The 21856-nt window shown below is 58.7% G+C and carries 14 protein-coding genes and 2 pseudogenes; 10 read left to right on the top strand and 6 right to left on the bottom strand.

What is annotated here, in order from left to right:
* Positions 1–288: 288 nt before the first annotated feature.
* The 7 genes and pseudogenes from BM438_RS46280 to BM438_RS22420 form a co-directional block, all read left to right on the top strand.
* Positions 289–666: pseudogene (locus tag BM438_RS46280) on the top strand (electron transfer flavoprotein-ubiquinone oxidoreductase); the annotation flags it as partial.
* Between the two features lie 534 nt (positions 667–1200).
* Entirely contained in the window at positions 1201–2370 is a 1170-nt protein-coding gene (locus tag BM438_RS22445) for an MFS transporter (RefSeq protein WP_093637982.1), read from the top strand.
* Positions 2371–2724: 354 nt separating this feature from the next.
* On the top strand, positions 2725–3801 hold the full coding sequence (gene bioB, locus BM438_RS22440; RefSeq protein WP_093637979.1) for a biotin synthase BioB: 1077 nt from the start codon (positions 2725–2727) through the stop codon (positions 3799–3801).
* 153 nt (positions 3802–3954) lie between these two features.
* Positions 3955–5097, top strand: a complete 1143-nt coding sequence (locus BM438_RS22435) for a Re/Si-specific NAD(P)(+) transhydrogenase subunit alpha (RefSeq protein WP_093637976.1) — start codon at positions 3955–3957, stop codon at positions 5095–5097.
* 12 nt (positions 5098–5109) lie between these two features.
* Positions 5110–5430, top strand: coding sequence for an NAD(P) transhydrogenase subunit alpha part 2 (locus BM438_RS22430; RefSeq protein WP_093637973.1), 321 nt, complete (start codon positions 5110–5112; stop codon positions 5428–5430).
* The gene (locus BM438_RS22425) at positions 5427–6881 is read left to right on the top strand and encodes an NAD(P)(+) transhydrogenase (Re/Si-specific) subunit beta (RefSeq protein ID WP_093637970.1); all 1455 of its coding nucleotides are present in this window, start codon (positions 5427–5429) and stop codon (positions 6879–6881) included. Before BM438_RS22430 ends, BM438_RS22425 begins: the two co-directional genes overlap by 4 nt.
* Positions 6882–7049: 168 nt before the next feature.
* A complete protein-coding gene (locus tag BM438_RS22420) occupies positions 7050–7925 on the top strand; it encodes an NAD(P)-dependent oxidoreductase (protein ID WP_093637967.1) in 876 nt (291 codons plus the stop codon).
* 743 nt (positions 7926–8668) lie between these two features.
* On the opposite strand, the gene BM438_RS22415 is transcribed toward BM438_RS22420, so the two are convergent.
* The 6 genes and pseudogenes from BM438_RS22415 to BM438_RS22390 all read right to left on the bottom strand — a co-directional run bounded on the left by BM438_RS22415 (position 8669) and on the right by BM438_RS22390 (position 17354).
* Positions 8669–9691, bottom strand: a complete 1023-nt coding sequence (locus BM438_RS22415; protein ID WP_093637964.1) for an NADP-dependent oxidoreductase — start codon at positions 9689–9691, stop codon at positions 8669–8671.
* A gap of 1107 nt (positions 9692–10798) precedes the next feature.
* The gene (locus BM438_RS22410; protein WP_093637961.1) at positions 10799–12205 is read right to left on the bottom strand and encodes an MFS transporter; all 1407 of its coding nucleotides are present in this window, start codon (positions 12203–12205) and stop codon (positions 10799–10801) included.
* A 265-nt stretch (positions 12206–12470) separates the two neighbouring features.
* Positions 12471–12947 (bottom strand): annotated as a pseudogene (locus tag BM438_RS22405) (MFS transporter); the annotation flags it as partial.
* Positions 12948–13083: 136 nt separating this feature from the next.
* Positions 13084–15042 (bottom strand): aconitase family protein, encoded by a 1959-nt coding sequence (locus tag BM438_RS22400; protein ID WP_093637958.1) that lies wholly within the window; start codon positions 15040–15042, stop codon positions 13084–13086.
* A gap of 106 nt (positions 15043–15148) precedes the next feature.
* Positions 15149–16054: a LysR family transcriptional regulator gene (locus BM438_RS22395; protein WP_093637955.1), complete on the bottom strand. Its 906-nt coding sequence runs from the start codon at positions 16052–16054 to the stop codon at positions 15149–15151.
* A gap of 58 nt (positions 16055–16112) precedes the next feature.
* A complete protein-coding gene (locus BM438_RS22390; protein WP_200618347.1) occupies positions 16113–17354 on the bottom strand; it encodes an ammonium transporter in 1242 nt (413 codons plus the stop codon).
* Positions 17355–17883: 529 nt separating this feature from the next.
* Here BM438_RS22390 and BM438_RS22385 point away from each other — a divergent pair.
* The 3 genes from BM438_RS22385 to BM438_RS22375 are packed head-to-tail and all read left to right on the top strand — an operon-like array spanning position 17884 to position 21757.
* The gene (locus BM438_RS22385) at positions 17884–18615 is read left to right on the top strand and encodes a gluconate 2-dehydrogenase subunit 3 family protein (protein ID WP_093637948.1); all 732 of its coding nucleotides are present in this window, start codon (positions 17884–17886) and stop codon (positions 18613–18615) included.
* Complete coding sequence (locus BM438_RS22380) at positions 18615–20393, top strand: GMC family oxidoreductase (RefSeq protein WP_093637944.1); 1779 nt, start codon at positions 18615–18617, stop codon at positions 20391–20393. The genes BM438_RS22385 and BM438_RS22380 overlap by 1 nt, the downstream gene beginning before the upstream one ends.
* Complete coding sequence (locus tag BM438_RS22375) at positions 20390–21757, top strand: c-type cytochrome (RefSeq protein ID WP_093637940.1); 1368 nt, start codon at positions 20390–20392, stop codon at positions 21755–21757. Before BM438_RS22380 ends, BM438_RS22375 begins: the two co-directional genes overlap by 4 nt.
* Positions 21758–21856: the final 99 nt, after the last annotated feature.

The following is a 21856-nucleotide window of genomic DNA, read 5'->3' as shown; positions in this document are numbered from 1 at the left end:
GCGCCGATCAATTTATCTAGCTTTTTTTAACTTTCAGTCGCACTCTTTACCAATATCGACAAGGTGTCTAATAAAGAGCGCGTCACTAGGAATCACAGGTAGTTTTTCGAACGTCTTCCAGAATTCACGAGCGCGCATAACGTATTCCTTGCGGCATATAGCCGCACCTCATGGACTTGCAGCTTTGCATGGTCGGTCATCGAGAGCGATGGGCAAATTTCGGATAAGTCAAGCGTCACCAGAAGTCCGAACGATTTTCGCGAATTGTGAGCGATTGTTGTGCCAACACCACCCATGGCAGTCAACGATGGAGCACTCGTGGGGTGTAAGGCGGGTTTCCTCAACGCGTCACGCGTCGGGGGAAGCCACGCCGCAATCAAGTCTGGGATGCTAGCAGCGGAAGCCACCGCCGGTGCAGTGAGATCAAGGCCGACAGCGCGATGAACTGTGTGCATATTCGCAAGCCTTCAAAGCATGAATAAAGGCTTACGCCTCGGAACGCTAATGGTCGGGTTGGAGCCGAAACTCTTTGGTAGCAACGTGCAACTGCAGACTAATGTCCAGAACCGCATCCACTGCAAAACATGTGATATCAAGGACCCGACCCAATACATCGGTTGGGTCACGCCGGAAGGCGGTGGCAGCCCAATCTACAACAACATGTGATGCTTGCCGGTCAACCAAATAGTCCCCCCCAAGATGTCCAGATTTTGTCCGACGTGCCAAATTGATAGTGGCCGTCCTTCAACGGTCAGGGTGCGAGATGTGAACCAATGACCTCCGGATGAGCTCCCTGTGGTTCGCGCGCACATTGATTACAGAATGCACGCGCGAGCATTCGCAAGTGTAGTGGGATTCCCTGTCAGGCAACCTACAGGGAGACCACGAATGCATCTGAACTTTCTACCGCGTCGTAACCTTTGTAGGGCAAGTCGAATCTCTGCCGATTTTGATGTCGAGCGGATTCTGGTTTGTACCCATTCGTCAACCAGTGGCCCTTCACATTGACCTGGGCGCACTTAGAAATGACCTCGACGCACCTCTCATCAGGACTATGGCTCCTTAAACTCAAAGGGAGTGAATGGCCACTGACAAACTGCAGGGGCGCCCAATCTTTCATATGAATCGTATTTCGGACGGGGCGTCAGGCTCGTCGACGAATATCGTACTGTCAACCCGGCGAAAATTGAAGGTAACTCGATGAACAACCATCACCCCAGCCTCGACCGCACGGAAAGGCTCTCCCTGTTAATTGTCGCGACCTTGGCGTGGCTGAGTTTTACAAGTCTCCCATATGAGGTTTCGAGTCTTTCAAATCGCTTTCGCGTGAACGAGGCGGCAGCGGGCTGGATAGCTTCCGCCGAACTTCTTGCGCTGACCATCGCGGCGGTGGTCGCAGGCCGTTCGATTGAATTTCGTGATAAGCGGCTTCTCTCGGTTACGGCGGTCGCAATCGCTATAGCGGGCTCTCTCCTGTCGACTTTCGCGGAAAATTCCACCACAGCCACTGTATCGCGCCTTATCGTTGGCGCAGGACTCGGGGTGTTGACCGCTACCACAAACGCACTGCCTGCGATGTACAAAAGTCCAGAGAAAACATACGCGCAGATGTTGCTGACGATGTCCTTCATGTTCTCTGCGCTCATGTATTGCGTCCCGTCTGCCATCAGTGAATTCGGACCGAGGGGATTCGATTTTGTCGAGCTTCTCCTGCTCGTCTTTGTCGGGCTTTTCTCCTTCGGCGTTCCACGCGCGAAGCTCACGCGACCGGTTATAAGCAGCGTCAGCTCCTCCCCAAAAGCCATAGTGCCAGTCGGCGTCATACAAGTTCTTGTTTCCATATTCGCAATGTTTGCATCGCAGGCGGTCTGCTGGACATTCGCCGAAGCCGCCGCTCAATTCTTGCATTTAGCCGAATCGGAGATAACCACCGCGTTTACTGCTTTAGCTCTGGCACAGATCCCAGCGGCGCTTGCAGCTACATGGCTAGGAACGCGGCTTGGCTACCGCCTGCCCATTTTTATCGGGCTGATTCTGCTAATCGCGATTTCATTTGGAATGTACGTCGTCCCGACGCGGTTGCTTTTCCTGGCGTCGACCGTCACGCTCTCCGCTGCCCTGACCTTTACACTTCCCTATGTCCAAGCCCTTCTTGCGGAGCTCGACGATACAGGCCGCAGTGCCGCTATCGGCGGCGCAATTCTAAACCTTGGTGCTGCCGCCGGTCCGGCTCTGGGCGCGTTGTTCTTTTCTCTCGGAGGATTGCACTACATTGGTTTCGGTTCCGCTGTTTTGCTTGTTATCGCTCTCGGGCTAGCACTGAGCGGTGTGCGTTTTTTTCAAAAGATGCGGACCGTATCTATTGCGTAGGGCCGCGTGCCTCGAAATAGTCACAGACGATATGAAGTCGAAATCAGGCGGCCGACTTCGATATTAGCTGCACGGATACTGCTTCATGAGCGACCCCGCGTCCATGAGTACGGGAAGCAACTTGGGCGGACTCCCCCAGCGGGACATTAGCATCGGCCGCCGCGCCTTCGAAACGGCAAGCGAAGCCAGTTCAAAATGCCATATCGTGGCCGTCTACACAGCACTTTCTCCGCGCGTACCTCACCTAAGCGCAGAAGCGGCCGAAGAAGACACCTACCCGCCACCTCTTCGGTGCTCGCGAGGCAGCGGTCTGACAAGCCCCTAATTTACGAACCACTGGAATGGATATTCGCGATGATTAACTCAAAAATCCCGTTACGCAGTACTAATTTCACATCGAAAAGCGCTGCAATGCGGTGGCAGGTTTCAGACGTGGTTTCACTCTACGAGCAGCCGTTCATCGACTTGCTGTTCAGTGCGCAACAAGTACATCGCGAGCATTTCTCCGCAAATACGGTCCAGCTATCTACTCTTCTCTCTATCAAGACCGGGGGCTGCGAGGAAGATTGCGCGTACTGTCCGCAGTCGGCACATCACGCTACTAATGTGGAAGCTGACAAACTTATGGCCGTGGATGAAGTTCTCGCTGCTGCTCGACTGGCGCAACAGAGCGGTGCAACTCGCTTTTGCATGGGCGCGGCATGGCGGAGCCCGAAAGACCGACATCTCGAGCCCATAAAAGACATGATTCGGGGCGTGAAGGCAATGGGTATGGAGACCTGCGTGACACTCGGCATGTTGGAGGCGCGCCAGGCGCTGGCTTTGCGTGAAGCTGGCCTCGACTATTACAACCATAACCTCGATACGTCACCCGAATTCTACGGTCAGATTATCTCCACACGCACATACCAAGACCGCCTGGACACCCTCGAGCATGTCCGCGACGCTGGAATCAACGTATGCTGCGGAGGGATTGTAGGAATGGGAGAATCTCGGCGAGAGCGCGCGGGACTAATTGCGCAACTCGCCAATATGGAGCCCTACCCAGAGTCTGTACCTATCAATAATCTCGTCAAGGTTGACGGTACACCGCTGACTGGTACTGCACCGCTCGACCCTTTCGAGTTTGTGCGCACCATCGCCATAGCACGCATAACCATGCCCCGCGCAATGGTCCGGCTTTCAGCCGGGCGTGAAAAAATGGATGAAGCCCTGCAGGCTCTTTGCTTCGCCGCGGGAGCCAATTCAATTTTCTACGGGGACCAGTTGCTCACGACGAGCAATCCACAGGTTGACGCCGACCGGCGGCTGCTTGAACGCCTTGGCATACGCGCAGAGGGTTCACAACCGATGGTACAGACGCAGGCGTGCGCCCCCTCCTGTGACCACGTCCTGCATCAGATGCCCTCAAAGGCAAGCCAAACTGCATAAACAAAGTGTAGGGATTTGACGCTGGCACTTTTTCGATACCGGGGGAGAGACGTCGAGCTCGACGTCTCTCCTGTTCACACACGTCCAAGCTTACCCATTTGATTGACTCGATGGCTCGTGCCATCAGTTGTTACATGCAACGGAGACCCAGAAATGCATATTGGAGTGCCTACCGAAAGGAGGGCGTACGAGACGCGAGTCGCCGCCACGCCCGAAACAGTGAAAAAATATGTCGCCCAAGGACATCGGGTGACTGTGCAGAGCGGTGCAGGCATAACGGCAAGCTATCTCGACGGCGCTTTCGCTGCCGCCGGTGCAGAGATTGTCGATACGGCAACCGCCTTTGGCGCAGACATTATTCTCAAGGTCCAATCTCCCACCGAAACCGAACTCCCTCTGTTGAGGCGCGGTGCGACACTTATCGGGATATTGGACCCTTTCGACAAAGATAACGCTGCCAAGCTGGCGGCTACCGGCGTCACCGCTTTCGCTCTGGACTCAGCGCCGCGTACGACGCGCGCGCAAAGCCTAGACGTTCTCTCGTCTCAGGCCAATATTGCCGGTTACAAAGCCGTCCTTTTGGCTGCGGGCTTATATCCACGCTTCATGCCGATGCTAATGACCGCGGCAGGCACAGTGAAAGCGGCTCGAATACTTGTCTTGGGCGCGGGCGTAGCAGGCCTCCAGGCGGTCGCAACGGCCAAGCGACTCGGTGCATTGATTGAAGCGTCGGACGTTCGCCCAGCAGTGAAGGAGCAGATTGAATCGCTCGGCGCCAAATTCCTCGACGTCCCTTACGAAACAGACGAGGAGCGGGAAGCGGCTAGCGGCGTTGGCGGTTACGCACGCCCAATGCCGCCGGGCTGGCTGGCGCGTCAGGCCAACATCGTTCATGAGCGTGCGAAGCAGGCTGACATAGTCATCACGACCGCCCTCATTCCAGGTCGAGCGGCCCCGACTTTGATTTCTGTTGAGACAGTCAAGGCGATGAAGGCAGGCTCCGTAATCATTGACCTTGCTGCCGGTCGCGGTCCGGAATTCGAAGGGCGGCCAGGCGGCAATTGCCCTCTTACCGAAGTCGATACGGTTGTCACCAAACACGGAGTAATGATTGCCGGGTACACCAATCTGGCCTCCATGGTGCCTTCGGACGCATCAGCGCTCTACGCACGCAATATGCTCGACTTCCTGAAGCTGATACTCACGCCGGCGGGAACCTTGAACATCGATTTCTCTGACGACATCATCGCGGCCACACTACTAGCCAAAGACGGTGAACTCACACGCAAGGCTTGAGGAGAGACGGGAATGGAAGTCATTAACCATACAGTGATTAACCTAATTATCTTCGTTTTGGCCATTTATGTCGGCTACCACGTCGTCTGGAACGTCACACCAGCCTTGCATACGCCGCTGATGGCTGTCACCAATGCAATTTCGGCAATCGTCATCGTGGGAGCAATGCTTGCGGCCGGCCTGACTATCGGAGGAACCGGAAAATTCTTCGGCACGCTCGCCGTTGGACTCGCTGCGGTAAACGTATTTGGCGGTTTTCTCGTGACCAGACGAATGCTAGAGATGTTCAAGAAGAAGGAGCCGAAAAAGCTCACAATGGAGAAATCGAAATGAGTATGACCGTCGTCACATTGCTGTACCTCGTTGCGTCGGTGTTCTTCATTCAGGCGCTCAAAGGACTGTCGAATCCGAAGACTGCTCGAGCCGGCAACATGTTCGGCATGGGTGGTATGGCAATCGCGATTTTGACAACCATAGCCCTGATTTCGAAGCAAGCGTCGGCTCTTGGCTCGAATCTCGGGCTGGGAATTTGTCTTTTGCTCGCCGGACTTATTGTCGGCGGCACTATCGGCGCCTTCCTAGCAGCGCGGGTCGAGATGACCAAAATGCCCGAGCTCGTTGCTGCGATGCATTCACTGATTGGCCTTGCCGCCGTTTGTATCGCCTACGCCGTCGTGTCCGAGCCATCGGCGTTCGGTCTCGTATCGCCAGATAGTCCGAATACAGGGCTCCTGCCATACGGCAACCGTATCGAGCTTTTCGTCGGCGCGTTCGTCGGCGCTGTCACCTTCTCCGGGTCAGTGATTGCTTTCGGCAAACTGGCTGGTAAATACAAGTTTCGGCCCTTCCAGGGGGCGCCGGTCATCTACGCGGGTCAGCACTTAATCAATCTGTTGCTCGCAATTGCGATGGTTAGCTTCGGCGTCATTTTCGTTGTCACGCAGTCATGGCTGCCGTTCATCGCCATGACCCTGATTGCCTTTGCTCTGGGCGTGCTGATCATCATCCCGATTGGCGGCGCAGATATGCCCGTTGTCGTGTCAATGCTCAACTCCTATTCGGGTTGGGCCGCGGCTGGAATCGGCTTCTCGTTGAACAACGCAATGTTGATTATTGCTGGTTCGCTGGTTGGTTCGTCGGGAGCGATTCTGTCGTACATCATGTGTCACGCAATGAACCGCTCATTCCTCAATGTATTACTAGGCGGGTTTGGCGCTGAACCAGGCGCTGTCGTTGGCGGAGCGGGACAGGAGCAACGCCCCGTGAAGGCCGGTTCAGCGGACGACGCATCTTTTATGCTAGGCAACGCCGAGTCGGTTGTTATCGTGCCTGGTTATGGCCTAGCCGTCGCTCGCGCACAACATGCGTTGAAGGAATTGACGGACAAACTCGTCGAGAAAGGCATTGACGTTCGCTACGCGATTCACCCGGTGGCCGGACGGATGCCTGGCCATATGAACGTGTTGCTAGCTGAGGCCGAGGTACCGTACGACCTCGTGTTCGAGATGGACGACATCAACAACGAGTTCGGGCAAACCGACGTCGTCCTGGTGCTCGGCGCGAATGACGTCGTGAACCCGGCGGCGAAAACCGACCCGAAGTCTCCAATTGCTGGCATGCCAATCATTGAAGCGTACAAGGCGCGTACCGTGATTGTTAACAAGCGTTCGATGGCGGCGGGCTACGCAGGCCTTGACAATGACCTATTCTACATGGACAAAACGATGATGGTTTTCGGCGATGCGAAGAAGGTGATTGAGGACATGGTGAAGGCAGTCGAGTAGCACGATGGCGGAAGTGGACAGCCTAGCCAGGCGAACCGTTGTCGAACTTGTGGCAATCGCCTGGCGGGTTGGCCCCAATGCACATGTACCGCCAAATATGGGACGCTTAAAGTCATATTTTGCCGAGACGTTTACATCTTGGCGTTTTCTTTAGAACTCGAGGGCTTCATGAAATCAATTTCTGTGTCGGTTGTCGGCTTGGGACAGATGGGCAGCGCCTTAGTTGCGCCGTTCCTGCGAGGCGGAAACAAAGTCACTGTCTGGAACCGAAGCGCAGAAAAGGCCAAACCGTTGGTAGCACTCGGTGCTGAGCTTGCCGGTAACATCGAGGAAGCGATCAACGCGAGCGAACTAATCGTCGTTTGCCTCAGCGATTACGGCACGAGCGACGCACTATTCCGCACGCCCGAAATTGAAAGGCTGTTAAAGGGAAAGACGCTTCTCCAATTGACCACCGGAACCGGTGACGAAGCCGCTCGCTCCGCCATTTGGGCTAACGACATCGGGATGAACTATCTCGACGGTGCGATTATGGATTATCCGCGCGCTATCGGTACTCAAGAATGCATGCTCCTAGCCTCTGGGCCTGAGGCTTCGTATAAGCAATACGCAGATTATTTCCATCTGTTAGGCGGAGCCTTCACCTACGTCGGAAAGAATCCCGCAGCAGCCAATCATCTCGATGGTGGATTGCTAACGATGTACTATGCGACCACGTTCGGCTTTCTGCAGAGTGCCGCGATGTTGCAAGCAGCAGACGTATCCGTCGACACCCTGAAGCACGCAGTGGACTCGTTCCGGCACGTCCTGGATAAGTCAGTCGCAAAGGCCACCGATGCCATCTCGCGAAATGATTACGCGGGGAACGAGGCCTCGATTGTCGTGCATTCGTATGGTGTTCAATCTCTACGGGACCGAGCAAAATCGGCCGGAGTCGAGTACAGTTTGCTCCAGCTATTTTCTGACTACCTGGAAAAAACGAAGGCCAAAGGCTTTGAAGCTGCTGAATTGCCTGCCGCGTTCGAAGTTATCCGGCGAATGTAAGCGTCGGATTGGTCGGACGCCCAACGTTCCGCAATCCTTCATTTGCTAGCCGGCTTCAGTTCACCCGGAGTCGGCCACGACCCGGGCTCGAAATGCATCCCCGCTTGCCTTCTCTCCGCACAGTGAGAGGAGAATACGACGCCACGCCTCGAACCGGCGCGGAGAAGCGCCAGTGCTGCTCGCTGCGGACTCACATATCGTCTTATGTTCGGGCAAGCATTGCGCAAGCGAGGCGTCGCATCACACGCCTTCGAAACCAGTGCCGAAGCGACGGACTCTGTCCCCGAGGTCGAGCAAGGCGAGTTGCCCTCTGCGAGCGGGATGCCGGCCGCTCCATTTACGCTAGCTATGGCGCGGAGCCCTTCCGCGCCGCCTCCCTAGCAGCCCCATAGCGGCCCGGACGCGGCGAACAATCGCTCGTAGCTATCGTTTACGGGTCTTACCTAGCCACTCAATTTATGGCCGTCGGCGTGGCGACGGATTCGAGCAACGTGCGGGCGCCTCTTGGGATCGGAACAGATAGCCCCGTCCGCCGGTCAACGAAACCATGAACGGAATGCCCGGCGACGGCTGGGTGTTCATCACGGTTTCGGAAAATTCCTATTTCGCAAAAAACGCTTGAAGTGCGTCTGTGTGCCACACGCAGGCCAGCTTCCAACGCGTCTCAGCGGGTCGAGATTCCGATTGTATGGACCGGAGACATCGGAACCAAAAAGTACAACCGCGGCGCTCCCGGGCCCAAACTATTCAGCTACCTTAACAACCAGCTTTCCGAAGTTTGCGCCCTTCAATAGGCCGTTGAGAGCAGCGGGTGCGTTCTCCAATCCTTGAACAATCTGCTCCCTGTGAGCGATACTGCCGTCCTCTACACCCGGTGCGATGTCAGCCAGAAATGCGGGCAGCAAATGCTCGAGGTCGTAATTGATGTAGCCACGAATGGTGTAGCTCTTTACCAGAGTCATCAACATAATGTCCCGGGCGGTAATCGTGTCTTCACCTGAAATGCCGTTGTAGTCGGCAATCAAGCCGCAGACAGGTACTCGTGCAAAGCGATTGAGCAACGGGAAAACAGCGTCCCAGACGGGGCCGCCGACGTTTTCAAAATACACATCAATTCCGTTCGGACATGCGTCTGACAACGCCTGCCCGAGGTTGCCTTTGCGATGGTCGATGACTACGTCAAAGCCAAAGACTTCCTTCACGTAAGAGCACTTCTCAGCACCGCCTGCAATCCCAACCACTTTCGCCCCGGCACGTCTGGCAATCTGGCCGACGAGCGAGCCTACCGGGCCACTGGCCGAAGCGACCACAACCGTCTCGCCACGTTTCGGCTTGCCGATTTCAGCCATCCCAGCATACGCAGTAAACCCCGGCATGCCCAAAACTCCCAAGTGAGCTTCCAATGGGATAGTACTGGGCGCAATCTTGCGCAATCTCGTCCCATCCGAGAGGCCATGAGTCGTCCAACCGATGGGCGCCAGCACAACATCACCCGGGGAATATCCGTCAAGCCGAGAAGCGAGTACGCGCGCGATGACTTCACCAGCCATCGTCTGATTTAGCGCGACAGGTTCCACGTAGGACTCGACGTCATCCATCATCCCGCGCATGTAAGGGTCAAGCGACAACCAAAGGGTCTGAAGAAGGACCTGGCCTAAGGCCGGCCCCGGAATCGACATTTTTTCCAGCCGAAAATCCGTTGCTTTAGGCTCGCCTTCGGGCCGCGCAGCCAGGACAATGCGTTGAGCTTGGGAGTTATGTTGCATCGGGATATTCCGTAAATAGACACAACTGCTTTCGACCGTTCACACGACATCGATAGCAATAAAACACGCATGCTAACCACCGCGAGATTGCCGCGACAGGTGTGGCGAGGCCAATGACCGAGCGATTACTGGACATCCTGGACTTCGCACAGTTACATCTATAAGTGTTTCTAGAGCAGTTTCCGCCAGCACCAACGGAAAGCGTTGCCTCATATCGGGTAACGTCGTTCGCAACTGACCTGCTGTTTGACGACAGAGTTTTGCCGTCGCATTGGACGACGGGCGTTTTCTCCGCATTCTGTGAACGTGGTTTCCAAGACTGGACGCTGCGACGCCCGGACAACGTAATGCCTTTGGCATCTCAGCGTCTGGCGAAGGCTTGCTTTGCGACGACTTCGACGAATACATCGGTGTCTGCGGGGTACTCCGCAGACAGATGGTTCGACCATGCGGCACATATACGAGACCGCTGACGGATGCGCCGGCGACGACTACCGCAGCGACGGTATGCTTGTCGTGCCTCATCCCGCGCGAGATCAACCCCACCTTTCGACGTCTATCACCGCGTGCCGCTCTTGTCTCTCGGCTCTGTGCCGGCGCCATTAGACGCTCTGATAGCTACTTGCTATCTCGAATGCTGCATCGCAGCGCACTTTTTGGCTTTGGAGCACACTTTGTTGTCCGCGAAAGGGCCAAAACCGATTGGTGCAGACTTTGTTGTGCGCCCATAAAAGCGTGGTGCCGCGCACAATTTAGACGGCTTGTGCGAATTGCCGCTCGCCCGCAAACCCTTTCCTGACGGGTCTGGAGCAAACATTTTTGTATGCCCACACCAGCATCCAAGCGATGCTGCTTGGTCACACCATCTTTAAAGGTTCCAGCCATTCGCCGGGCCGCGCCAAGTCCGCTGACTGAGCTCGCTATGTTGACGGTCCAGCCAGGTAGCAGCCACTTCGAACGATTTCTATCGGTTTTTGCATCGACCATATTCGGCGATGGTACGAACCGGGTGTAGTTCAATCGTTTCGCGGGGACTGCGCTGTCAATTAAGGGGAGCGATTTTTACGGCCGCAGTAAGCAGCCTTTTCACAGACTCGTCTCTCCAAGCTACTGAGATATTTTTTCCAGCTCAATACCCTTCGTGCGTGGTCCCATCAAGCCGATTGCCAGCATTACGATCAGCATCGCTCCAGCGATAAAGGCAAAAACACCAGTGGTGCCAAACTGCTTCAACACGGCGGCAATCAGAAACGCTGTGAAGATCGCCGAAAAACGGCTCCATGAATAGACGAACCCTACCGCGCGCGCGCGAATGCTGGTTGGAAAGAGTTCGGTCTGGTAGGCATGAAAGCTGTAGGAAATGATATTGCCGGCAAGCGTCAGACACACCCCAAGGCTCACCAGCAACACCGCGCCCGATGCCTGGCTGAACCACAGCCCGCAGACAATATTCACGGCAGCCATCACAACGATCACCGTCTTGCGTTCGAAGCGGTCGCCGATAAAGAGGCCGATCACCGGACCGATAGGCGCGGCCAACGCGATCACACTCGAGTACATCAGGCTCGTGGTAATCGTGATGCCCTGCTTGATGAGCAGCGTCGGTACCCAGTTTGCAAAGCCGTAGAAGCCCACCGTCTGGAAGATGTTGAAGATGGTCATCATCAACGTGCGGCTGCGGTATGGCGGCACCCACATATCACTGAAGCTACCGCGCGGCGCGACCGGCATCGACGACGCGGGCGGCGGCAATTCGCGACCATACTCTGCGCGCACTTTCGCTTCGAGTTCGGTCATTACGCGATCCGCTTCGGCAAGACGTCCTTGTTGTGCGAGCCAGCGCGGGCTTTCCGGCAAGGCTCGACGAATCCACCAGACAAACACTGCACCATGCGCGCCGATCAGCACGACCCAGCGCCAGCCGTCGAGGCCGAGCAATGTGCGCGGCACCAGCAGATACGACAGGAACGCCACCACCGGCACGGCCGTGAAACCGACCGCCTGCTCGCATGCGAATGCGCGCCCTCGGATCTGCTTGGGCACAAGTTCGGAGATATACGTGCCGATCGTCACCAGCTCGACGCCAATGCCGATCCCTGCAACGAAGCGCCAAAAATTCAAACCGGTGGCCGATTGTTGAAAGGCCATGATGACGTTGGCTGCAACGTACCAAAGCAAAGAATACGTAAAGACTGAGCGCCGCCCGAATCTGTCGGCGAGGAATCCGCACGCAATAGTGCCAACGAATAAGCCAGCGAATAGTGCAGCGATAAAGCTTGCGATCCCAGTAGTGCCGAGGATGCCATGGGTCGAAGACGTCAGGAGGCCACTTTTTACAAGCCCGGGCGCTACATACCCGGTGTACAGAAGATCGTAGAGCTCAAAGAAAAAACCCAGACTCAACAGGATGACTAACTTCCAAACGGTCCGGGTAGGCGGCAATCTATCTAACCGTGCCGAAATTGCACCTGCATCTACGATGCAACTGCTTGGATCCAGATTTGTTGTGCTCATAAATGATCAGCTTCCAGATAGTCTGGTCGTCCGACACTATTCACCGCTTGGGAACTACGATCGCGCGCGGGGAATCGCTGCCGCTCGTCTTAGACTTTCAATTAAAAGTGCAGTGCAGCATAGTCTCGAATTTCACACTGTGAAATCGAAAAGCCTGATTCCTAAGAACCAGCGAGGGGTTAAAAATTCTGGTTTTTCGCCCGACAAGGCCGACAGGAAAGGCAGAGCGTTCGAAAATAACCCCCTTAATTCCACAGGCACACGCCACGAAGCGCCAGAAGTTCAAACCCGTCGCCGTTTCCTGAAACGCCATCACGACGTTGGCCGCCGTGTACCACAGCAGCGAATACGTGAACACGGCGCGGCGTCCGAAGCGATCCGCCAGAAACCCACACGCGATCGTGCCGATGAACAGCCCGCTGAACAGAGCCGCGATAAAACTCGCGACGCCGGTGGAGCCGAACAGGCCGTGCGTCGTCGCGGTCAGCAGGCCGCTTTTGACGAGGCCAGGCGCGACGTAGCCCGAATACAGCAAATCGTAAAGTTCGAAGAAGAAGCCGAGGCTCAGCAGGACCACCAGCTTCCAGATGGAACGCGTGGCGGGCAGCCGGTCGAGGCGCGCGGAGATGCTGCCGGCGTCGAGCGTGGTGGACGCAGCGGACGCCGAGGCAGTTGCGCTTGCGGAAGACGCCGCGCCGCCGGCACTACGCGCGACGGACCGAGCGTGATCGGGGGATGTCATATTGTTTGTCTCCTGGTGATGCAGGTCATTCAGGCGATGCACGATGATGCTCGCCGCAGCCGGTCTTGTGCCGGCCTTGGGTACTTTCGGATGTCGCACGCACCACGATGCCGGGCCGCAAGGTCCGGCCAGCATTCTAGCCGCGGGCGCGCTTCAATTGTTCGAAGGTGGTGATTTTTCCGGCCAGCGCGCTCGCCGCAACGGTGTACGGGCTCGCGAGCCACACGTTGCCCGGCCCCGAGCGGCCAGGGAAATTGCGGTTGATCGCGCTGATCGTCACCTCGCTCGCATCGGCCGACTGCCCCGGTCCGCAATTCGCGCACGAACCGCAGCCCGGCATCACGAGCGTCACGCCGGCACGCTCGAAAACCGGTAAATAGCCCTGGTTCTCGCAGTAGGCGCGCACGGCCATGGTGCCGAATTGCAGAAAGAGACGCGTGCCCTCGGGCACATGCATGCCCTGCTCCACGCCCCAGCGCAATACCTCGTGATAGAAGTCGAAGTCTTCGCGCTTGCCCGCCGTACACGAGCCGCCATACGCGATATCGATCGCGATGTCCTGCTCCAGTTGCGGCGCCGGCACACCATTGCCCGGATCGCCCGGGCGCGCGAGCATCGGTTCGATGGCGGTGGCGTCGATGCGGATCGTGTCGCGATACGTGGCGCCTGAATCGCTTTTCATCCAGTTTTCAAGGGTGAAATCGACACCGCGGCGCTCCTTGAGGAACGCCACCGTGCGTTCGTCCGGCTCCACAATGCCCGTGAAGCCGCCCAGTTCCGCGACCATGTTGGTCAACGTGGCGCGTTCGTCGATCGACATCGCGCGTACCGCGGCGCCGCCGTATTCGAACACGAGACCGATCGCGCCGCCCGAGCGGATCGCGTCCATCTGCAACAGATGCAGCACGAGGTCTTTCGCGGTGACGCCGTCGCGCAACGTGCCGTCGATTTCAATGCGCAAGGTCTCCGGCACTTTGCAGCGCACGTAACCCGTCACCCAGCTATTGGCGATTTCGGTTGCGCCCGCACCGAATGCGAGGCAACCGAGCGCGCCGGAATGCGGCGTGTGCGAGTCGGTACCGCATGCGACCTGCCCTGGCAATGCGTACTGCTCGGCCATCAGCGCATGACAGATGCCTTCGGAACCCGGCGAGTTGTCGAGCGCGCCGTGCGAGCGCACCGGATAGTCGCGCGAGAACGACGTGTGCCCTTCCATCAGGTTAGCAACGCCCGGCAGCAATCCGTCGCGCACGTGCGGAATGCTTTGCGAGGCGAGCACCAGGTGATCCTGAAACGCGATGATGTGATCCGGCGCATGCAGCGGCGCAGGCTTGCCGAACGCACGATGCATCAGATGCGCGCACATGCCGGTGAAGTAGTCGTGGCTGAAGCGCCAGTCGGCGGCGATGAATACACCGTCGCCGCGCTGCGCGCTTTCAATGCCGGGATGAAGATGGCGCTCGATGATCTTCTCGACCAGCGTCTTCGGTTCGGCGGTGCTTGCTTCGTTTGCCGGGTTTGCCATCTCCCGCACACGCGGCGCCGGCCAGTCCGCGAACTTGCTGTACGCAAGCAAACCGCCGCTGCGAATGATCTGCTGCGTGAGCGCATCGCGCCCCTTGAGAAACTCGTCGATCGGCACCGCCTCTCCTGCGATCAGACGATCGAGCACGGAGAAATCGGTGGTCGTGAGAATGCCGATGTTGTCGCAGTTCTGCTGATAGATACGCTCGAAACTCTCCGCAACGATCAGGCGAATACCCGCCGACAACTCCGCCAACGGGCTCGATTCGCGCGACGACCCCTTCCCATAGCGCTTGCCCGCCACCGTCACCTGGAAGCCGCCGTTCCTGACCGCATCGCGGCCGATCGGCATGCGCTCGCCCGCCTTGAAGCCGACGTACGGATACTGGCCGAGGCGTTCGTCATAGGTGAGCATGACGGTAACCGGGGTGATTTCGTCGGTGGAGACGTTATCGCGCAGCGCACCGGCGGTGGCGCGCGTGAAATTTTCGCCGGCGAGTTGCGCCTCGATCACCGCGGGGTCCTGTGACAGGTACAGCACGCGGCCGTCCAGACGAATCGTATCGCTCATGAGCATTCTCCTTGCGCCCACTATACGGCGCGCGTAGGCAATGCCGAAGTGCCGGTCCAGCAACGCAGACGTCTTGTTTGGAGAATGGTGCGAGGCGCCCCGCGGGCTAAGGCTTGCTGCCGAGGAACCCGACCAGCGCCGCCGCGCTGGCGCTTAACTGATCGCGCGACTTGAAGATCATGATGAGATGCCGCACGGCCCAGGTGTCGCTCAAGGACAGCAGGCGCACGTCGAGCGCATTCACATAGAGCAGCCCCACCTGCTCGGGCACGATTGCGATGCCGAGGCCGGCATGGACCATCCGGCACAGCGCGTCGAGGCTGCTGACGCGGATCTTGACGTCGATCTGCCGCCCTGCGCTGGCCGCCTGCTGTGCGAGAAGCTTGGTCAGCGCACTCTCGCTGCGCAGGCCGACGAAGCTGTCGTCGAGCAACTCGTCGAAGGCCACGCCCCGAGAAGCCGAGGCCAGACGATGACCGCCCGGCACCAGCACCGCCAGTCGGTCTTCCCGATACGGCACCTGCTCGAAAGCTTCACTGCCCGCCACCGGATTGCAGATGCCAAAGTCCGCACCGTGTTCGTCGACGATACGCAGCACGTCGGCGCTGTTCTCCTCCTCCAGTTCGATCGACACCTCCGGAAACGCGCGCCCGAAAGCGGCCACGTCCTCCGGCAAAAACTGCACGATCGACGAGAGATTCGCCACCACCCGCACCCGCCCCTTCGCCCCCGAGGAAAAGCGCGACAACTCGGCGCTCATCTGTTCGATGTTGCCGATGATCGCGAGCGCGTAGCGCAGCACCGTCTCGCCAACCGGCGTCACCGTAATGCCGCGCGACTGGCGCTGAATCACCGGCAAGCCGATCAATGCCTCGATTTCGGCGATGCGCCGGCTCACCGCGGACGACGCGATGAACTCGCGCTCAGCCGCGCGCGCGATGTTCTGCTCCTGGCAGACGGCGACGAACAGGCGCAGCGAGGTGAGATCGAGTTTTTTGAGGAGATTTTCCATGGATGCTGCGCTTAACGTTGGGCCCAGACCCAACGCTAGCACAGAGGCGACCATGGGCTTACGCGTCCAGATAAGCCACTTCGCCATGCAACTCGGTATCGAGCCCGTGCTGCGCGGCGGCTTCACCCACCTTAACGGGTGTCACGCGGTTGATCAGCCACAACATGCCCCACGTGAACACGAACGCCCAGACGCCGGACACGCATACCGCCGCGCATTGCTTGACGAAGAAAGCGCCGCCACCCAACAGCAGGCCGTCCGCGCCATTCGGATTCCACGCCTTCGACGCGAACACGCCGAGCAGAACGGTACCGACGAGGCCGCCCACGCCATGTACGCCCCACACGTCGAGCGCGTCGTCGAGGCCGAGCCGGTTTTTCAGCGCAACAGCGTAATAGCAGATCACACCAGCAGAAATGCCGATTATCGCGGCGGTGCTCAAGGACACATAGCCGGCTGCGGGCGTGATGGTCGCGAGGCCGGCGACCGAACCGGTCAGCAAGCCGATGAATTTCGGCTGCCGTGCGTTGGCCCATTCGATCAGCAACCACGTAATGGCAGCGAACGAAGCGGCGACATCGGTGTTCAGGAAAGACGAAGCCGTGATGGCGTCAACGCGCAACTCGGAGCCGGCGTTAAAGCCGTACCAGCCGAACCACAGCAGGCCCGTGCCGAGTGCAATCAACGGCACGTTGTGCGGCTTGTGCGTGAGGGTCTGACGGCGCCCCACATACAACACCGACGCTAGCGCGGCGAATCCAGCGGTGTTGTGGACCACAATGCCGCCCGCGTAATCGAGCACGCCCCACTTCGCGAACAGTCCATCCGGACTCCAGACCATGTGCACGAACGGGAAATACACCAGCACCAGCCAGCCGGTCAGGAACAGGAAGTACGCCTTGAACGTCACGCGATTGGTGAACGCACCTGTGATCAGCGCCGGCGTGATGATCGCAAACATCATCTGATAGGCGACGTGAACCACCAGCGGAATGCCCGCGTCGTTGCCCGTGTACATGGTTTGCAGCGTAATGCCGCGCAAAAACGCATAGTAGGTCGGGTCGCCGACGATGCCGTGCCAGCTTGGGCCGAAGCACATCGAGTAGCCGAACGCGAACCACAGCACGGTTGTCCATGCGAGCGAGATGAAGCTCTGCATCATGATCGCCAGCACGTTCTTGCGTTCGACGAGGCCGCCGTAGAAAAACGCGAGACCCGGCGTCATCAGCATGACGAGGCTCGCGCACAGCAGCATGAAAGCGGTATTGCCAACGTTGATCGGCATGGTTGCGGGAAGCACAGCTTGTCTCCTTGATGATCGTCGTGATGTGTGCCCCCGGCGGCGCGAGGCACAGGCGTCGAAAAGAGCCCTTCAGCGCGGAATTTCTTTCAATTTGTAGGCTTCGTCTGTTTTCGCGCGTTTGCGGCAGGCGAAAAGTATTCTCGCGCCGGGGCCGGCGCAATACGGCTGGAAGATATAGCGGGATTCACCTGCCCCGTATGGCCGTCTCAGGCCCGACCGGCGACCGCTTGCCGTTGTCAGCGTGCTGTAAGCGCGGGTAAACCACGTCCACCCGAACGGCCGCTCAGAGCCATGGCCGGAGCAAAAAGCGTCGCTTTTTCGCGTCAACTTCCCAGTGCTCCGCGCGGCAAAACACTTATGATTTGAAAGACATATTTCTTTCAGGACGTCATTTAATCACTTCACGAAACAGCTTATTGTAAAAAAGTAGAGACACTTTGGAACCGGTTCCATTTACTATGGCGCCCAAATCCGACGACCGTCCGTGCGCAGCACGGCGCGTTCTAATCTCGCGATAAAGAACAATATGGCTCAATCTCCTCTTACCTCCCGCCGCGGCTTCTTACGCACGGCTGTCGCGCTGGTTCCAGCCGGGACTCTCGCCGGTTGTGAAGTCAAGCAATCTGCCACGACTGCTCAGGGCGCGAGCGGCACCGCCTCCGCGGGCCAGCCTTCCGGCGCCGACTACAAGCCGCATTTCTTCGACGCAAAGGAATGGGCGTTTATCCACGCAGCGGTCGATCGCCTGATTCCATCGGACAGCGAAGGCCCGGGTGCGGTCGAATCCGGCGTGCCCGAGTTCATCGACCGGCAGATGGACACGCCGTATGCGCACGGCGCGCTCTGGTACATGCAGGGCCCGTTCCAGCAAGGCGCACCGGAACTCGGCTATCAGTTGAAGCTCGTGCCGCGCGATCTGTACCGCCTCGGCATCGCCGCGGTCAACGCCTACTGCACGAAGACCTACTCGCATACTTTCGACGCCCTCGACGCCCCCACACGCGACACCGTGCTCACCGCGCTCGAGAAAGGCTCGATCGAACTCGCGGATGTACCGGCTGGCGTCTTCTTCGGCCAGTTGCTGCAAAACACCCGCGAAGGCTACTTCTGCGACCCAATCCACGGCGGCAATCGCGACATGGGCGGCTGGAAGATGATCGGCTTCCCCGGCGCGCGCGCCGATTTCATGGACTTCGTCAACCAGAACGGCCAGGCCTATCCGTATGGCCCCGTGTCGATTGAAGGAAAACGCACCTGATGACTACACAAACCAAACCGCACGTCGACGCGGTCGTCATCGGCTTCGGCTGGACCGGTGCGATCCTCGCGAAGGAACTCACCGAAGCCGGCCTCAAAGTGGTCGCGCTCGAACGCGGCGAGTATCGCGACACCTATCCGGACGGCGCGTATCCGAACACGATCGACGAGCTGACCTACAACGTCCGCAAGAAGCTGTTCCTCGATCTCTCCAAGACCACCGTATCGATCCGTCATAACGTCGGCGAAACGGCACTGCCTTATCGGCAGCTTGCTGCGTTTCTGCCGGGCGAAGGCGTCGGCGGCGCCGGCTTGCACTGGTCGGGCGTGCATTTCCGCATCACGCCGGAAGAGCTGCGTCTGAAGAGCCACTATGAAGAGCGCTACGGCAAGCGCTTCATTCCTGACGGCATGACGATTCAGGATTACGGCGTCAGCTACGACGAACTCGAACCGCATTTTGACTTCGCCGAGAAAGTGTTCGGCACCTCGGGCCAGGCCTATAAAGTCAACGGCAAGGTGGTCGGCGACGGTAACGTGTTCGACGCGCCACGCAGTGACAACTTCCCGCTCCCCGCGCAGTTGAACACCTACTCGGCCGAGCGCTTCGGCAAGGCCGCGCGCGAACTCGGACTGCACCCGTACCGCCTGCCTTCGGCGAATACCTCGGGTCCGTACACGAACCCGTACGGCGTGCAGATGGGCCCGTGCAACTTCTGCGGATTCTGCAGCGGCTACGCGTGCTACATGTACTCGAAGGCGTCGCCGAATCTGAACATCCTGCCTGCGCTGAAGCAGTCGCCGAATTTCGAACTGCGCTCGCGTTGCCACGTGCTGCGCGTCGAACTTGATGACACGAAAAAACGCGCCAAGGGCGTGACGTACGTCGATCCGGCGGGCAACGAAGTGTTTCAGCCTGCGGATCTCGTGATCGTCGCGGCGTTCCAGTATCACAACGTCCACCTGCTTCTGCTCTCGGGCATCGGCAAGCCGTATGACCCGGTCTCGGGCGAAGGCGTGGTCGGCCGCAATTTCGCGTATCAGAACCTCTCGACGATCACCGCGTTCTTCGACAAGGACACCTTCACCAATCCGTTCATCGGCGCGGGCGGCAACGGCGTCGCCGTCGACGACTTCAATGCCGACAACTTCGATCACGGTCCGCTCGGCTTTGTCGGCGGCTCGCCGTTGTGGGTGAATCAGGCCGGCACCAAACCGATCAGCGGCATCGCGACGCCGGCCGGCACGCCCAACTGGGGCGTGGACTGGAAGAAGTCGGTGAAGGACCACTATGCGCACACGATTTCGATGGATGCGCACGGCTCCAACATGTCGTACCGCGACGTGTTCCTCGATCTCGATCCGACTTATCGCGATTCATACGGCCAGCCACTGTTGCGCATGACCTTCGACTGGAAGGACAACGACATCAAGATGGCGCAATACGTGACCGGGCAGATGCACAAGATCGCGCAGCAGATGGGGCCGAAATCGATCGGCGTCTATACGCGCGAATTCGGCGCGCACTTCGATTCGCGCCGCTATCAGACGACTCACCTCGTCGGTGGCGCGATCATGGGTACCGATCCGAAGACGAGCGTGTTGAACCGCTACCTGCAAAGCTGGGACGTGCACAACGTGTTCGTGATGGGCGCGTCGGCGTTCCCGCAAGGCATCGGCTACAACCCGACCGGCCTTGTCGCCGCACTCGCCTACTGGTCGGCGCGTGCGATCCGCGAGCAGTATCTGAAGAACCCCGGCCCGCTGGTGAGCGTATGAAGAAAAACATCGATGTGAAACGCCTGGGTCAGGCATTCAGACGCGTGCGCGCAGCGTCGTTCTGCGTGGCGGCTACGTTGTCCGTTCCGCTCGCCGCGCAAGCGGCAACGCCCCCAAGTCAATCCGACGCGGCGTTGATCGCGCACGGCGAATATCTCGCGCGTGCCGGTGACTGCATCGCGTGTCATACCGCACAGTCGGGCAAACCCTTCGCGGGCGGCCTGAAGTTCGACACGCCGATCGGCGCGATCTACTCGACCAACATCACGCCCGATCGCAAGACCGGCATCGGCTCATGGACCTTCGCGCAGTTCGATCGCGCGGTCCGTGCAGGCGTGCGGCCGAACGGCGACACGCTGTATCCGGCGATGCCGTACCCCTCGTATGCACGTTTGAGCGATGACGACATGCATGCGCTGTATGCGTACTTCACGCAAGGCGTCGCACCGGTGAACCAGGGGAACCGTGCTGTCGATATCGTCTGGCCGCTGTCGATGCGCTGGCCGCTCGGCATCTGGCGTTATCTGTTCGCGCCTGATCCCGTGGCGTTCAATTCGAAGCACTATGCCGACCCGGTGGTCGCACGCGGTGCCTATCTCGTGCAGGGCCTCGGCCACTGCGGCGCCTGCCATACGCCGCGTGCGGTGACGATGCAGGAACGCGCGTTGAGCGATCTCGACGGCTCGGAGTTTCTCGCGGGCGGCGCAGCGATTGATGGCTGGGTCCCGTCGAGCCTGCGCGCGAATCCACGCACCGGCATCGGCTCGTGGAGCGAGGCCGATATCGTGCAATTCCTGAAGACCGGACGCACGCAGCACAGCGCGGCATTCGGCGGCATGACCGACGTCGTTCAGCACAGCATGCAGCATATGAACGACGCCGACCTGACGGCAATCGCGCGTTATCTGAAGACGCTGCCGTCGACCGATCCGAAGGAAACGCCGTACGTGTACAACGATACGGCGGCTCACGCTCTGCGCACCGGCGACGCCACAGCGCCAGGAGCCGCCGTGTACCGCGACAACTGCACCGCCTGCCACCGCAGTGACGGCCGCGGCTATACACGCGTGTTCCCGGCACTAGGCGGCAATCCTGTCGTGCAAGGCAAGGACGCGACCTCGCTAATTCATGTCCTGCTGACCGGCAACACGCTCGAAGGTACGAAAACCGCGCCCTCCTCGTTCACGATGCCGGCCTTCGGCTGGCGCCTGAACGATCAGGAAGTCGCTGACGTCACGAACTTCGTGCGCACTAGCTGGGGCAACACCGGTTCGACGGTCAGCGCGGCGGATGTCGCCAAGGTCCGCAAGACTGTCACGGTGCATGCGCCCGAAATGCCACCTGGTGCGGCGCTAAGCCACTAAGCCGCTAAACATGCCCTTGCAGCGCGCCCGCAATCAGGGCGAGTAACAAGGGTCGCGCAAGCCGCTTCCCCCGCTTCACGCAATCTGCTCCGTTGGTCA

This window comes from Paraburkholderia aspalathi, assembly GCF_900116445.1.
Lineage (GTDB): Bacteria > Pseudomonadota > Gammaproteobacteria > Burkholderiales > Burkholderiaceae > Paraburkholderia > Paraburkholderia aspalathi.
This window is presented reverse-complemented; position numbering and strand designations above follow the sequence as displayed.

Coding starts and splice junctions, on each gene's coding strand:
- BM438_RS22445 (WP_093637982.1), top strand. CDS start 1,201: ATGAACAACCATCACCCCAGCCTCGACCGCACGGAAAGGCTCTCCCTG.
- bioB (WP_093637979.1), top strand. CDS start 2,725: ATGATTAACTCAAAAATCCCGTTACGCAGTACTAATTTCACATCGAAA.
- BM438_RS22435 (WP_093637976.1), top strand. CDS start 3,955: ATGCATATTGGAGTGCCTACCGAAAGGAGGGCGTACGAGACGCGAGTC.
- BM438_RS22430 (WP_093637973.1), top strand. CDS start 5,110: ATGGAAGTCATTAACCATACAGTGATTAACCTAATTATCTTCGTTTTG.
- BM438_RS22425 (WP_093637970.1), top strand. CDS start 5,427: ATGAGTATGACCGTCGTCACATTGCTGTACCTCGTTGCGTCGGTGTTC.
- BM438_RS22420 (WP_093637967.1), top strand. CDS start 7,050: ATGAAATCAATTTCTGTGTCGGTTGTCGGCTTGGGACAGATGGGCAGC.
- BM438_RS22415 (WP_093637964.1), bottom strand. CDS start 9,691: ATGCAACATAACTCCCAAGCTCAACGCATTGTCCTGGCTGCGCGGCCC.
- BM438_RS22410 (WP_093637961.1), bottom strand. CDS start 12,205: ATGAGCACAACAAATCTGGATCCAAGCAGTTGCATCGTAGATGCAGGT.
- BM438_RS22400 (WP_093637958.1), bottom strand. CDS start 15,042: ATGAGCGATACGATTCGTCTGGACGGCCGCGTGCTGTACCTGTCACAG.
- BM438_RS22395 (WP_093637955.1), bottom strand. CDS start 16,054: ATGGAAAATCTCCTCAAAAAACTCGATCTCACCTCGCTGCGCCTGTTC.
- BM438_RS22385 (WP_093637948.1), top strand. CDS start 17,884: ATGGCTCAATCTCCTCTTACCTCCCGCCGCGGCTTCTTACGCACGGCT.
- BM438_RS22380 (WP_093637944.1), top strand. CDS start 18,615: ATGACTACACAAACCAAACCGCACGTCGACGCGGTCGTCATCGGCTTC.
- BM438_RS22375 (WP_093637940.1), top strand. CDS start 20,390: ATGAAGAAAAACATCGATGTGAAACGCCTGGGTCAGGCATTCAGACGC.